Below are 14,236 nucleotides of genomic sequence, written 5' to 3' on the forward strand. Positions count from 1 at the left end.
AATTTTCAATAAACTGGAGCGAACTAAAGTTTACTGAAAAATAGATGGAGAGTTTTCATTCAAATTATCTACTGATTCATCATCATAGAAATTATTCACCCCATTCTTTAGCCACTGTAAATATTTATCAGCATCTGGTTCGTAAGCAATGGGATCATTTAATTTATTGCCTTCATTGTCAAGTAATACATAATATGGTTGCGCATTTGCCTTATAGTTCGTGATCTGGAAATCACTCCATTTATTTCCTATGGTTTCAATTTCCTTACCAGTAGCTTCAGAAACATATTGTTCATGCTCAGGAAGATCCCTTTGATCATCTACATAAAGAGAAATCAATACGACATCGTTCTTAAGTAAATTCAACACTTCATCTTCGCTCCACACTCTTTCTTCCATCTTTCTACAATTTACACAAGCATGCCCTGTAAAATCAAGAAGCACTGGTAAATTCTGCTTTTCTGCATACGCCATTCCCTGTTCATAATCATGGAAGCTAACCAGATCATGAGGTCCATAATCAGCTCCTTCCGGAAGGTTAGAGTCAACGCTGGTATTTAGTCCTCCGGAACTTCCTATACCATCTGGTGATTCACTGTATTGCAATGGCGGAGGAAAACCACTAATGATCTTTAAGGGCGCCCCCCATAAGCCAGGTATCAAATAAATTGTAAATGTTAGAACTATAATTCCTAATAATAATCTTCCAACAGATATAAATTCGAGCGGAGAATCATGTGGTAAACGTATTTTTCCGAAGAGATACAAAGCAAGTACAGCAAAGATCGCTATCCAAATGGCCAGAAACACCTCTCTTTCGAGAAAATGCAACTGCAAGACCAGATCTGCATTCGAAAGAAATTTGAAAGCCAGTGCCAATTCAAGGAATCCCAAAACTACCTTGACCGTATTTAACCAACCACCAGATTTGGGCAAGCTGTTCATCCAGCCCGGGAAGGCCGCGAACAAAGCAAATGGAAGGGCGATTGCCAGTGAAAATCCGAGCATCCCTATAATTGGTGCAATACCTCCTTTTGAAGCCGCTTCCACCAGTAAGGTTCCCACAATTGGTCCGGTACATGAAAATGAAACGATCGCTAAGGCCAGCGCCATAAAAAATATTCCAACTAATCCACCTCTATCTGCTTTTGAGTCGATCCTTGTTCCCCAACTACTTGGCAGTACGATCTCAAAAGCTCCCATAAAGGACATTGCGAAAACCACAAGAAGTATAAAGAATATCAAGTTAAACCACACATTGGTGGATAAAGCATTCAGACTATCAGCTCCGAAGATGAGGGTGACCAATGAGCCTAGAAGCACATAGATCACAACAATGGAAATTCCGTAGAAAATAGCATTTCTTATTCCAGCTGCACGTGATTTCGACTGCTTGGTGAAAAAGCTTACTGTCATAGGAATCATTGGGAAAACGCATGGTGTAAGTAGAGCTGCAAATCCTGAAAGGAAAGCTATAATAAATATTCCCCAGAAAGAACGCTTTTCTTCAGCATCAAGATTATCTGTTTCTTCAAGGTCTAGCTTTGCGCGAGTAGTATCTTCCTTTAACTGAAAAGTAAATTTTTTCGAATCAAATATACAGGCTTCATCATCGCAGGCCTGGTATTCGATTCTGGCAATTATAGTGGATAAGGTGGTATCGGTAACCCGTACACGCTGAGTAAATGTTGCTTCGTCCAGAAAATAGCTGAGATCTGTTTCAAATACCTTGTCAAATTCAGTAATTGACTCACTCTCTTTGGTTTCCTCTACTAGTTCATAAGCAGCATTTTGATCTTCGAAGGTGAATACTGTAGAATTCACAGCTCCTTCAGGCTGAGTTTGTGAGTATAAATGCCACTTATTCTGAATGCTGGCTTCAAATATGAGATCGTATTCGTTCTCTGAAACTTTTTCAACTTCAGAAGTCCATTTAACCGGATCCTGGATTTGAGCGGTCGCGCCAATGGTAAGTAATAAACAGAATAGAAACAGACCTTTTTTAAAATGTCCTAAAGAAATATGCATATAAACTGCGCCTTTAAATGAATTTGAACGGCCTCAAAAATAAGGAAATTAACCTGATTTAAGCCTGTGGAAAATCAGCATTCTTAATGATCAAATTAACCATCTCGTTCTTTGCTGAACAATTAACTGAGTCGAATAAATCAGTTAACACTAACCGACCATTTAAAAATAAGTGTCGTTTAAAGTAAGGACTAAAATCAAAGAATAATTAATAGAGATGAGGGAACTATTTAAAATTAAATAGGCAGTACATCATACAAGGAATTATAGTATTTCTCCTCATTAAGCTATAGGGATCAGAATACTTATGTTTGTGCCTTTATCTATTTCTGAAGAGATTTTCGTAGTACCTCCAAGTTCTTGCACTAGTTCATTCACCAGTTTTAAACCAAGTCCGAAACCTTTTTCCCCACCTGTTCCCTGGGATAATTCTGAAACATCTTCGAAATAGTTCTCCAGCGCCGCACTGCTAATTCCAACGCCGTTATCCTGTATAAGTACATCCAGTTGTTTACCAATTTGGGTGTTTATGATATCCATATGCACCTCTATATTTCCTCCAGAGGGAGTGAATTTGATCGAGTTGGAAATAAGATTGCCGAAAATGGAGAGAACACGTCTTCTACTAAACTTAAGCTGATCTTTGTCACGATTAACAAGCACTTTAAAACTAAGATTCTTGGATTTCGCCGGCAAATCATATAGCTGGATCAACCGTTCCTGGAGATCTGCCATATTAATTCTCCTGCTCGATTGCACTTCATTATCCCTCCCGCTATTCAAAATTTCATCGGTCAATTCAATGATGCTATTTCCTGAATTTTTAATGAGAGAGAAGTATTCCCTCATTTCATCTGCGGAAAGATCTTCTTCTTCCACAGATTCAGCAAGACCCGCGATTCCATGAACCGGTCCTCTTACATCGTGCGCAATCTGGTTCTTGATTCGAACAGTTTCAGAAAGTGTATACAAAGTTTCATTCAACTTCTTTCTATGTTCCAGCTTAAATACAATTTCCTGAGCTATCACAGCCAGTGCCTTTTTTTTATCTAATCCTATATCTTGCTGCTGGGTGTCGAGCATACATAACGAACCTACATTCTCACCAGAACTTAACGTAAGCGGCATTCCTAGGTAATAGCGGTAAGCTTCCGCTCCAACAACATAGGCTTTATCCTTGAACCTGTCATCCAGATCAAGCCTCTGCACTTCCATAAAACTATTAGATCTTATGGTATGGGCACAAATGGAGTTTTCTTTTGCAATACGCTTAGGCTCGTCCTCAACGGCTGAGAGTGTCCATTGCGAATAGTTATCTATAAGATTTACCACAGAGACCTCAGTGCCGGCGATATGCCCGGCGAGTTCCATCAAGCTTTTAAATTGCTCTCTTAACTCATAAAGATCAAGATCGAACTCACTTAATTTTTTTATTCTGAGGTATTCCTTCTGAAGACTCTCTGCTTTCGTTATTCTCATAGCCAGATTTTCGGCTGCGAAGGTAGATGAATCTTAAAGACTATATAGTTAGAATCACTAAACAAGATGAAGTACAATCATTCCCAAAAACAAAAAAGCCTTCTCCCACCAAGTGGAAAAAAGCTTTTCATTGGTTAACCGCAAATCCACACAACAAGGATTATAGGGCGGTTAACTACACATTCCCCTTTCAGGGAACAAAAACAACACAACTAATCTTTAGCGCCAAAAAAAGCCCCCCGTATAGAGGAGCTTTTTTGCAACTTTGCGGTCTGGACGAGACTCGATTTATACCACAATTGTGCCGTTATAAAAAGCATTAACCACATAAATGAATAATATGGTCTCTTATTTTACACCTTTAAAAGAACTTTCTATTGCAAGATAGAATTTCTTTTTATAAAAATTAGCCTGTTCACAAGTAAAGCCTAACCTCAGATATCAGGTTATTATTCAATCCTATTGAAATAATTTTATAAATTTAAATTATCAATTACATTAACCTAACCAACCAATATGGAAATTAAAGATTTATCTAGTGAGCAATTAAACAGCAAAATTGTAACTTTTGAAGATCGCATAAAAACTATGCGAGAATATATTTCAGATGAAGATGATGACTATACTAGATCAAATATGCAGACCCAACTATATAGGTATAATTTAACCCTAAATGCATTAAAGGAAGAATATAGACTAAGATCTGAATATGGTGATCAAAAATCTGAAATTGATGATTTGTTTGAGAAATTAAAAAAGGAAATGTTGGACAAATTAAACACGAGAATACCTTATCAAGCGAAAATCTATAGAACAATCAACTCCAAAATATCCATTGATAGATTACTAAGTGAACTAGCTATTAACTCCAGACATTACAATTCGTTTGGATTCATGAAGAAAGAGTTTCTATCACAGTTTCCAGATGAACTTTTGGCCAAAAGAAATTTTTTTTTAGGGGCAACCGATATAGTGCAAAAAGGTGGTTTATCAATTTTCATTGATTCAAAATCAAAGCACTATGGCGCTTCCGAATCTTACCATTATGGGGATTGTTTATCCGAGCATTTTGACAATGCAGAATCATATCATCACCATACCTCAACTTCGTCACACTGGAATCAAACCAAATCTGTCCATTTTGATGATTCTAAGTCTACACATTTTGATGACAGTGAACCTCAACAATACGGAAATGCTATTTGTACCCGTGCTTAAAAGCAATAATTGACATAATTAGTATGAAATTAACTAATATCGAGTTGGAGAAAATAGTGCTCAAGTCGATTTACTGATACTTATTTTTAACAATAATCGAAGCCAAGTTCTCATTATCATTACAAATTCATATAAATGTCATCAAGCTCCTCCTGGCGTATTCCGAGATATTTACGAGTAATTGCAACAGAAGTATGATTAAACAGCTCTGAAAGGTAAAGTAAAGCTTTCTCAGACTGTTGATTATTATTCCATACCTGACGCCCAAAAGTCTTGCGTAGTGTATGAGAAGACAGCCTTGAACCTTTAAAATACTTCTTGATGAGTCTGTTTACTTGCTGGATAGAATATATTGTTCTTTTCTGGCTTCTAAAAGCATGAAAGTTTCCCGGCTCCTCTTCGAAGAATTGAATAGCGGTCTTAATATGAGGGTTTAGTTTTAATTTTCGTTCTTTCCCGGTCTTACCTTCCTTAATTATTAGATCCTCCCCTCTAAGATCGTTAAAAGTCAATTGTAATAAGTCAGATATACGTAAACCCAGGTTTATACCCACTACTGTTAGTAAACCAAATGAGCGATTCTCATTGGAACGGATTAATCGCATTCCCTTCGCTAGGGTTTTATCAAAATCAAGGTAAGTTGAACCAGTCATAAATTTGGATTTGCAATATTCAGTTACGGCATAATTACGATATTTTTGAACATTAAACAAATTAACATTAAGTTCACGCACTGTAAACATTGTAAATGTTCAGTTATTATATTTCTGAACATTCTAAAAATATCTATCTATAGGTCTTGACAAAACTTGAGGCCAGGTATAATTTTACGGCTTGAACAATAGAAGATTCTGACTAAATGATCGATAAACCATTACTTCCCACCTACAACCTACCAGTTCACCTCAACAACCTAAGAGTATTAAATGACTACATAAAAAGTAGGTATACAACTTTTGAAATTTTTATGGATGCTATTGACAATGGTCTGGTTCCTCATCTAAAGAATGAATTTGGAACTAGTAAAATACCAATAGATCGGAATGGCAACCCTGAACGGGAATCAATTCTTGAAGAACCATCAGATGAAATTTTGCAACATCTAAAACAAATAACGCCTATAGATAATACGGAACAATACTTCAACAGAATAGAATATGAAATAGACCGGATTTTAAACTTAATTCCAAATTATCCAGAACATTTCGGACTGGAAGAAATTAAACACATTGTCCTGAACAAATTCAAGCTCATAAATAGTTTCATTAGTGCAGAACAGGATGTAATTGATACCTATATTAATATTATGTCTCACTACCCCCCCGAGAAGTTTTTTGAGGCTGTTAGTGAATATGATTCGAAATCTAGATTGAAGCAAGAGTTTCAGAATAGAAACAACGTAATTACTACCTGTGAAACCTGGTACCCAAATATTTTTACGTCATCAGAAGCATATTCTTTTTTTGATTTTTTAATCACCAATCGCGCTAAGGAAAAACAGCTTGCTGAAATAAGCTTTTATTATCGAAAATTTAAATACCACCATTTTATACATGCTGAAATAAGGGAAATTGATTGTATTAGATGGTTAAGCGAGACTTATCATATAGAACTGACTAAAATTAAAACCCAACCAAATTGCTACACTGAAAATCGAGAAAAATATTTTAACCTTCTGAAAGACCAATATATGAAATAAGCATTCATAAACTAGAACAAAACCATTCTTGAAATTGCATAGGTACAGTATGAATTTTGGCAAATAATCTAAAATCAAAATTTATATGAAAACTATTTTTTCAAATCGTAACACAACTGAAACGCTGAAACGAGAACTGCTACATGAGATAATGAAGCAGCTTGAACAATTGGAAATTTCAAAGGTAAAAGCTAGTAGGTTTGTTCTTCTAACAAATGATGCACAAGCTAAACAGCTCATTATCGACTTCAATTCAAACAGTTTCTTCGTTGGAAAAGATTTAATTCCAATCAAAGAACTAGGAGGTCAACTCTACTTTAAACAGCATACTATAAGGGAACTTAATTCTGACGATAATTTCCAGAGAGTATGTTAGTGAATCATCCTAAAAGGATGGCTTTTGTCAGCCTTCCCGATAAGCTTTATTATTATTTGAAAGATGAACTCAAAAGCCGGCCAGATCTAAGTATGGATCTGGCTGTTCTTATACTTTCGTTCATTATCAACCCTTTTAAAAACATGAATAAAGGAAAAGATTATGTCAATCTTTGCTCTACAGCCCTTAGGAAATTCAATTATCGATCCTATAGATATCAAGATCATTTAGAATATCTACAGCAATTAGGAATTTTAATAATGAGTGAATATTCCAATAGGCAGGATGGTAAAGGTAAATGTCGTGGATTTAAAATTTCCGAAAAATATATTACAAAATACTAACTATGAATTATCAGATTTCAGAACCAAGCATATTAAAAAAAATTATAAAAATAGATCAAGAAAAGAGGCTTATAGCTGACCAAAGCACTCAACATCTGACAAGATGGTTGAATCAAGATGGTTTTTTTCTTGATAAAGAAGCAGCTCAAGCATACCTCGAGAACAATTTTAAAGAAGGCACTAAAGCTTATCATAAACGATCTAGTTTTATAATGAACTTTGAATTTTATGTGCTGAAATACTCGAGAAATGGAAAAGATGATAGACTACATTCCATATTTACACGCATGCCTTCAGATTTGAAACAATTTGTGCAATTCGAAGGCCGAAAGCTTATTGAAGTAGATATCACTAACTCCCAGCCATTATTTCTAGTCTTACTACTTAAAGAAATAAGATTAAGTTTTGATAATTATGAGAAGAATAACTTAACAATAGAAGATGTAAAGAAGAAGGTTAGAAAGATTATAAATGGATATATAAACAATAGATATAGATGTGAGTATTATACGAATATTGATAAGTATAGAATAGATACTAATAAATTATCTAATAATATATCTACTATCTTGTCAAGAAGCTCCGAACCTATTGATTTTACTGACGTTTTACAGTTTGAAAAGCTTGTTAAAGAGGGCACTATTTATGAATATATTGGTACAGTGTTACTGGAACGAAAAAGTATATGGGAAACTGGTAATGAATACTGTGTAAAACTATTTAAAAGAAATAAAAATGCTCAGGAAATTGAAAAGTTTTCAAGTCTTCGGAAATGTGCTAAAATTGTAATGTTGAACGCTCTATACAGTCCTGCCAATACTAAAGGTCTCAAAGCGATAAATGACTTGAGAAAAGAGTTCCCTAATCTATTTATGGTATTAGATGCTATCAAAGCAGATCGGAGTGAGGATTTCCCTATTTACTTACAACGAATGGAGGCTAAGTTCATCTTAGACAATTGTTCGAAAAGAATTAGTATGGAAAACCCTGAAATGCTACTTGTTTCACGTCACGATAGTCTATCAACGACTGAAGACTATGCAGAAGTTCTTTACAGAAAAGTACAGGAAATGTTTAGTAAATATTTAGGATTTGATGTCAAACTTCAGAGAGAACCGTGGTAATTTAATCGGTTTTGAAGAGCGAATAGATATAGTACGGCATATTACTATAAGAAGTATACGGAACCCCTTTATTATCCTTTAATTTTAAGCTGGTAATCTTCTGTCATACCCGCTTCTATATAGTTCTATTGGATAGGTTGCTCGCTGTCAATCCTAAGTTGTGAAAAGGTCGGAAGTTTTCAGGCGCGATCTAAGAGTGTCGAAGTTCAGAAAGAAGTTTATAGAAGCGGTGTACAGTCCATGTCTTCTAATGCCTTCGAATGATCAAATGAAGGTTGTTCATGACAAGAGTTGATTATTATATAGAGCTTAGATCCCCTCAATATGGTTGTTCGGCAAACCTATGGAACTAGAACATCTAGTAATTTGGCAGAAACGGATTTACTATTGTAGTCGTTTATTCCTTATTAAAATTCTGAAGTAAGGACACTTCCCGTTTACAGCTAGATCTTTCTCATTATCACCCTTTCTAAATTTGATTATTTCAAATTGATCAGGATTAAATTTATGTAAAAATGTTATTGGCACACCCATAAAACCGTCATAGTCCATTGGTATGTTGTTGGTTCTATTCACATTAATACCGTCGTAGTTATCGTACTTAGGATAATCATCTTCATTACCCCCGTATGTTTTTATTAAAGGTATATCCTCATGCCTTTTAGAAATATCCAAATTTGTTAACCATAGACAATTATTTGGTGAAACTATTCTATTCCCTGAGGTATCAATACGAGCTTCAGTTCCATATAATTCATAATATTCAGGAACGATAAAACCTGAAATCCCTCTACCTAAATTTATGCCTAACCATGCTTTATTTTCTTGAATCAGTTTGAAGATTTCCTTATACGTGATTGCGTTAATATTACCGATTACAAGGAATTTTTTATCATATTCAACCAATTGAGCAATGAACTCCCGAAATAATGAAAATGGTGGATTTGTGACTATAATATCGGATTGCTTCATTAACTCCATACTTTCCATGCCTCGAAAATCTCCGTCACCTTCGAAATAAGATAATTGAATGTCACTCACATCATTCAAACCTTCTTCTTTTCCTGTATATTCTGCGTAAAATCCATTTTCAGTTTGGATATTATTGAAAAGATCATGTGGTTGATTTTTGTAACAGGCTGAGATTAATTTTTTTAGACCTAGTTCTTCAAAATTATCAAAGAAATATTTGAAAAAATTACTGACTCTGGCATCATCACAATTACAATAAACCACCTTGCCTTTGAAGTGCTCTTTATAGTGTTTTAATTCACTTTCTATATCTTTAAGCTGAGTATAAAACTCATCCTTCTTGTTAGTTTTTGCCTTTGTTAATAGTGAATGATTTACTTTCCTTTCCATCAAAAATCAATTTTTTTCAAATTGCAAACCTAAAGTTTTTCTTCAGATTTATAATTATTGCATTGGCCAATCAGTTCAAAGATATCATCTAACTTTTTATTGATGTGTTGTTCAAAGGGTTTATGCTTTATGTGCGCCCCTTTATTCTTTATGTGCTTCTCAAAATATTCTAATGTTTTTTCATCGGAATCAACCATTATAGAATGACGATTCTCTTCCACACAAACTCTTGCTGTGGTTCCCGACCCTGCAAAAAAGTCTAAAACTGTAGAACCTTCATATGATAAACTTTTGACAAATCTTCTAATGATTGCTAAAGGCTTTTGCGTAGGATGACCTACCCTTTCTTTGGAATTGCCATTTAACCTTCCTATCTCCCAAACATTTGTGGGATTTTTACCTTTCTCGATATTATCTGGATTTAACCGCTTATCTCTTAACGCAGCTTTCTTTTTTTCTGGTGAATACTTAACTCGAACTGAATCCAAGTCAAAATAATATTTTTTAGATTTGGTTAACCAGACCGCTTCCTCATGCCTGTTTGCGAAATACCTGTATGCACTCATCCCATTTTTATAATACCATATAACAAGATTCGTAAATCTCAGATCCGTATTATGTCTCGTATAGTGCAATATTTCTAGGAGATCTCCTTTCTTCAAATCTTGATACTGAAACCCTCCAAAAATCACACAATTACCACTGGGTGACAGTATTCTGTATATTTCATCAAGCCACTGTTTTGCCCACTGCAAATAATTATCAAATGTATCCCAACTTTCCAAATCAAGATTATATGGAGGATCAACTAGAATTAGTTGAATAGAATTGCTAGGTACCTTTTGTAAAAATTCTATCGCATCATCTATGAAGAAAGCTTGAATGGTTTTCGATGCTAGGACATCATCAATTTCGCTACTATGTTTTTCACCATCTCGCTTCTGCTTATTCAAAGCTCTCAAACCGCTATTAAAATGTGATTTATTGGACATCTTATATTTTACTCAAGTAATAATTATCGGTTAGGAAATCTTTTCCGTATTCTTCTCTCAATAATGATTTTCTATCTTCAGAAATCTCAAAATTTTCCCCCTCTAACCACTTACCAATTTCATCTGAAATTTCGTTAGAAATCGGATTCCTGTTTTCATCAACTATAGATTCAAAAAGTCTCGGATCAGAAACGAAGCCAAGCACTTTAATCTCACTTCTGCCTTGTTGAATGACACCTAAGGCTTCAAGTAAGTTAATTAATAGTGGCACACGTCTCTTTGCTCCCTCCCCGGTTGGTTTATCTATACCATTTCTGTCCAGATAATTTTTCACAAAAGGTGCTTCAAAGAAATCATTATAAAGTTCGTTCTTAGTGAATCTAGTTTGGTCATGATTTTTATAGAGATATTTAAGAAAGAGCGCTAAAGCATCCATTTCAAAAAAATATCTTCTAACCTTATCTAGTAGTTCAGGATGTTTATTCAAAAAAGTATGAGTTCTTTGATTGATCACACCTTCTGAGTTCATTTTCCAAGACAAATCGCCAGTCTTTCCCGATGAACTGAAAGAAAAATCAAGGCTCTTTAATAACGGGGTTAAAAGCTGGTAAAGCTCCATACCGTTGTCTGATAATATTAAGTCAAATGATTCTGAGCCAGAGGAACTTCTAAAATCTAATAATAGCCCAATTTCCATTAGTGCCTGCAACTTATATTTAGTCTGCCTCTGAAAAGTACCAATATCATCACTATAACCACCCGAGAATTTAACGTACTCACTTTTCAAGTAGCTGTTTTCTAAATCACCATTACCAACACTATATAAAATATAAAGAATATGGCCTAAATGAGTTCCTTGGGGGAAATGATAACTCGCCTCTGTATGCTCTCCAATTTCCTTTAAAAATTTAGACCAAGAACCAAATAAAGATAAATACTTACTCATCTTAAACTCCCCGTGAGCATTAATATCTTCTTGCGAGGGCTTTCTTTTCAAAACCTCCATTAAGTCATAATAAGCACCGATTAAATCTTCTTTAGTAATTTCTCTTTCTGCTGTATCTTGGTTATCTAAAATTTCTTCTACCTCTGATTCGAAAATAACTTCACATTTTGGAGCATACTCATAAAGAATTTTTTCAACCCTCCCATTTCCTGAATTTATATTTGGCTTACTTCCTTTTGATAGATATTTTCTAATATTGTTTGCTTTCTTGTAATTGCCAATAAAATCTATAACAACTACATTATCTTTACCACCACAAAGTCGTAAGCCTCTACCAAGTTGTTGAAAAAAAATTGTTTTTGATTCGGTTGGTCTTAAGAACATTAAAACACGTAAATCGGGGAAATCGACACCTTCATTGAATAAATCTACTGTAAATGCAACCGTATACTCACTATTTCTAAACTTCTCAACTTCATTATCTCTATTAGCAGTTTTGGAAGTTATTGAAACTGATGGTATTCCTTTTTCATTGAAAAATTTAGCCATTGCATCCGCGTGTTCAATAGAACAGCAAAATCCTAACGCTTTATTACCTTTTCCTTTCGTAAGATATTCATCATAAATCTTAACATTACGCTCTTTAATAATAAGATGTCTATCTAAATCAGCAACGTTATATTTATTACCATTGTGTCTAATATTATTATAATCAATATTATCTCTCAAACCATAATAGGTATACGGTACCAAGAAACCATTTTCAATTGCATCGTTTAAGGTGTATTCATATACTTTCTGATAATCAAAAAGTTCAAATATATCCTTTCTATCCATCCTGTCCGGGGTTGCAGTAAGCCCAAGCATAAAAACATTCGGAATGAAATAGTCTAATATAATTCTATACGTTGGAGCTTGGCCATGATGAACTTCATCAACTATGATATAATCAAATTCATTCTGTGTAAAGCTTTTTAGTGTTTCTGGGTTTCTAAGCGAATCTTTGGATGCAAATAAAATCTTAGAATCATAGACGTTCTCTCTGTGTTCTCCTGTTAGCAAACCAATTTTGGCGTTAGGATAAACTTTCTCAAACGCTGCCTTGGATTGAGCTAAAATATCAAGTCTATGTACAACAAATAAGATTCGTCCTTCTGCATTTTGAGAATCGAACGCCGACAGATAAGTTTTACCTGTTCCTGTTGGTAAAATTACAATTCCCTTCTTCCAACCTTTACTTCGATAATAGTTTAGAGAATCCAAAACCTGTTCTTGCAGATAATTTGGTGTAACAACTGCTTCTGATAGTAAGGTTGGAACTTTGTTCTTTAACAAATAAAACAATGAATCGTAAACTCTCTTTCTCCACGTGGGCTCCTGTAGTTGGGTATAAGAATAACGCAATAAAAACCAACCAGCGTTTAAGATTTCATTCTGCCTATTGAGATTATCATCGAACATTTCATTCGGAATAATACCTTCAGCGTGATAGGTTTCACCATTGACTTCCAGTGCAACTTTTTTATCGTCGTAAACTAACCCAAAATCAATTCTTCTATTTTTTCCTTCGGTATCTATAAACGGATATTGTGGTACCGCATATTTAATTTTGGTTTCTCCAAGAATTGGAAATAGAAAATCGCGAACAAAAAGTTTCTCACTTTCTTGAGTTATTCTATTTGAGTAAAATTCTAAATATTCACTTAAAGTAATTTTCTCTCTATCTTCTAATGGATTTCCCCAGTCTGGTTTATCATTTAAGGTTTCGGTCATTCTGGATTTTAGGACATTTGGTTAGTTTATACCGTTGATGTTCAGATCATTTCTTTAAATTAACAACCTTTTTATTAAGACATCGCTTTTATCAACTATAAAAATGAAACATTTTAAAAATCTTCACAAGGGTTTTAGTAAACTAATCACAACCTATTGATAATATTCAAGAAAAGTATTTAAGTTTTGAAATTGACTGTCAACTTATTGTCGTCAAACTCTTAAACCTAATCCAAACTTAATATAATATAGTTAAGATGCTCGATCCAAATCGCACTAAAAAGTTCACAGCTAAAGAGGCTTTGATTAATTTATCACGTTTATCGTTTCAACTGAAGTCCTTAGAAAGAGAATATCCAAATTATTCTTTACTCATCGATTACATATGTCAGATACCTAAACCACCACCTTCCCTTAAAACTGTTAGCACAGACCTAGGATTATCAAATCACGATCTAATTAATCAAGTAAAAAGACTTTATTATCTAGTATTGGAAAAAGAATACATTCTAAATTTCAGTAAAGTAGAGTACAGCCTTCATTTCAAATTTGATAAAATCTATTATAATCTTAAGTTAGATCACTTAGCTGAAATTCCTAAAGTAGGGGATACTTTTGAAGCTTTTTTCCTCGAAGGAATAATTGGTATTGGGGTTTTCACTGTTCGGAAAATATCACATAAACTTATGGATGACAAGCAAACAGTTGAAATTTTCTTAAGTGAACATCTCAATAAAGAAGAAAAAAAACGATTAAACTATGCTATTTGATGTAATAAGTTAATCCATTCTCTTTTCCTTGCTTCAGGGTCAATGCTAAAAGACTCCCCCCCCTGTTGCAAAAGGAAAACCAATCCTATTTGAAGGGGAGGGGGTCCAAATAACATTTTTTTTAA

At 34.3% G+C, this 14,236-nt stretch carries 12 protein-coding genes; 6 read left to right on the forward strand and 6 right to left on the reverse strand.

Features of this window, described 5'->3' with window-relative positions:
- Window positions 1-30 precede the first annotated feature (30 nt).
- Together ACNI3T_RS05365 and ACNI3T_RS05370 are read right to left on the reverse strand one after the other, a co-directional pair.
- Entirely contained in the window at window positions 31-2,028 is a 1,998-nt protein-coding gene (locus tag ACNI3T_RS05365) for a protein-disulfide reductase DsbD family protein (protein ID WP_418226948.1), read from the reverse strand.
- Window positions 2,029-2,310: 282 nt separating this feature from the next.
- Window positions 2,311-3,507 carry a GAF domain-containing sensor histidine kinase gene (locus ACNI3T_RS05370; protein ID WP_418226949.1) on the reverse strand — a complete coding sequence of 399 codons (1,197 nt, stop codon included), beginning with the start codon at window positions 3,505-3,507 and terminating at the stop codon, window positions 2,311-2,313.
- A 516-nt stretch (window positions 3,508-4,023) separates the two neighbouring features.
- Between ACNI3T_RS05370 and ACNI3T_RS05375 the strand changes: the two genes are divergently transcribed.
- Window positions 4,024-4,725 carry a hypothetical protein gene (locus tag ACNI3T_RS05375; RefSeq protein WP_418226950.1) on the forward strand — a complete coding sequence of 234 codons (702 nt, stop codon included), beginning with the start codon at window positions 4,024-4,026 and terminating at the stop codon, window positions 4,723-4,725.
- A gap of 119 nt (window positions 4,726-4,844) precedes the next feature.
- Here the strand turns inward: ACNI3T_RS05375 and ACNI3T_RS05380 are convergent, their stop codons facing one another.
- The gene (locus ACNI3T_RS05380) at window positions 4,845-5,378 is read right to left on the reverse strand and encodes a tyrosine-type recombinase/integrase (protein ID WP_418226951.1); all 534 of its coding nucleotides are present in this window, start codon (window positions 5,376-5,378) and stop codon (window positions 4,845-4,847) included.
- A 206-nt stretch (window positions 5,379-5,584) separates the two neighbouring features.
- On the opposite strand from ACNI3T_RS05380, the gene ACNI3T_RS05385 reads away from it, so the two are divergent.
- The 4 genes from ACNI3T_RS05385 (at window position 5,585) to ACNI3T_RS05400 (ending at window position 8,268) form a co-directional block, all read left to right on the forward strand.
- Window positions 5,585-6,424: a hypothetical protein gene (locus ACNI3T_RS05385; protein ID WP_418226952.1), complete on the forward strand. Its 840-nt coding sequence runs from the start codon at window positions 5,585-5,587 to the stop codon at window positions 6,422-6,424.
- Between the two features lie 85 nt (window positions 6,425-6,509).
- Complete coding sequence (locus tag ACNI3T_RS05390; RefSeq protein WP_418226953.1) at window positions 6,510-6,800, forward strand: hypothetical protein; 291 nt, start codon at window positions 6,510-6,512, stop codon at window positions 6,798-6,800.
- Window positions 6,801-6,817: 17 nt separating this feature from the next.
- On the forward strand, window positions 6,818-7,144 hold the full coding sequence (locus ACNI3T_RS05395; protein ID WP_418226954.1) for a hypothetical protein: 327 nt from the start codon (window positions 6,818-6,820) through the stop codon (window positions 7,142-7,144).
- A gap of 2 nt (window positions 7,145-7,146) precedes the next feature.
- On the forward strand, window positions 7,147-8,268 hold the full coding sequence (locus tag ACNI3T_RS05400) for a hypothetical protein (RefSeq protein ID WP_418226955.1): 1,122 nt from the start codon (window positions 7,147-7,149) through the stop codon (window positions 8,266-8,268).
- A 384-nt stretch (window positions 8,269-8,652) separates the two neighbouring features.
- On the opposite strand, the gene ACNI3T_RS05405 is transcribed toward ACNI3T_RS05400, so the two are convergent.
- From ACNI3T_RS05405 to ACNI3T_RS05415, 3 genes are read right to left on the reverse strand one after another with little or no spacing between them, the layout of a single operon-like run.
- Window positions 8,653-9,630 carry an adenine-specific methyltransferase EcoRI family protein gene (locus ACNI3T_RS05405; RefSeq protein WP_418226956.1) on the reverse strand — a complete coding sequence of 326 codons (978 nt, stop codon included), beginning with the start codon at window positions 9,628-9,630 and terminating at the stop codon, window positions 8,653-8,655.
- Between the two features lie 29 nt (window positions 9,631-9,659).
- Window positions 9,660-10,622 (reverse strand): DNA-methyltransferase, encoded by a 963-nt coding sequence (locus ACNI3T_RS05410; protein ID WP_418226957.1) that lies wholly within the window; start codon window positions 10,620-10,622, stop codon window positions 9,660-9,662.
- 1 nt (window position 10,623) lies between these two features.
- Window positions 10,624-13,341, reverse strand: a complete 2,718-nt coding sequence (locus ACNI3T_RS05415; RefSeq protein ID WP_418226958.1) for a DEAD/DEAH box helicase family protein — start codon at window positions 13,339-13,341, stop codon at window positions 10,624-10,626.
- 257 nt (window positions 13,342-13,598) lie between these two features.
- Here ACNI3T_RS05415 and ACNI3T_RS05420 point away from each other — a divergent pair, with 257 nt between their 5' ends.
- Window positions 13,599-14,111: a hypothetical protein gene (locus ACNI3T_RS05420; protein ID WP_418226959.1), complete on the forward strand. Its 513-nt coding sequence runs from the start codon at window positions 13,599-13,601 to the stop codon at window positions 14,109-14,111.
- Window positions 14,112-14,236 lie beyond the last annotated feature (125 nt).

It is taken from the genome of Christiangramia qingdaonensis (assembly GCF_048381525.1).
Taxonomy (GTDB): Bacteria; Bacteroidota; Bacteroidia; order Flavobacteriales; family Flavobacteriaceae; genus Christiangramia.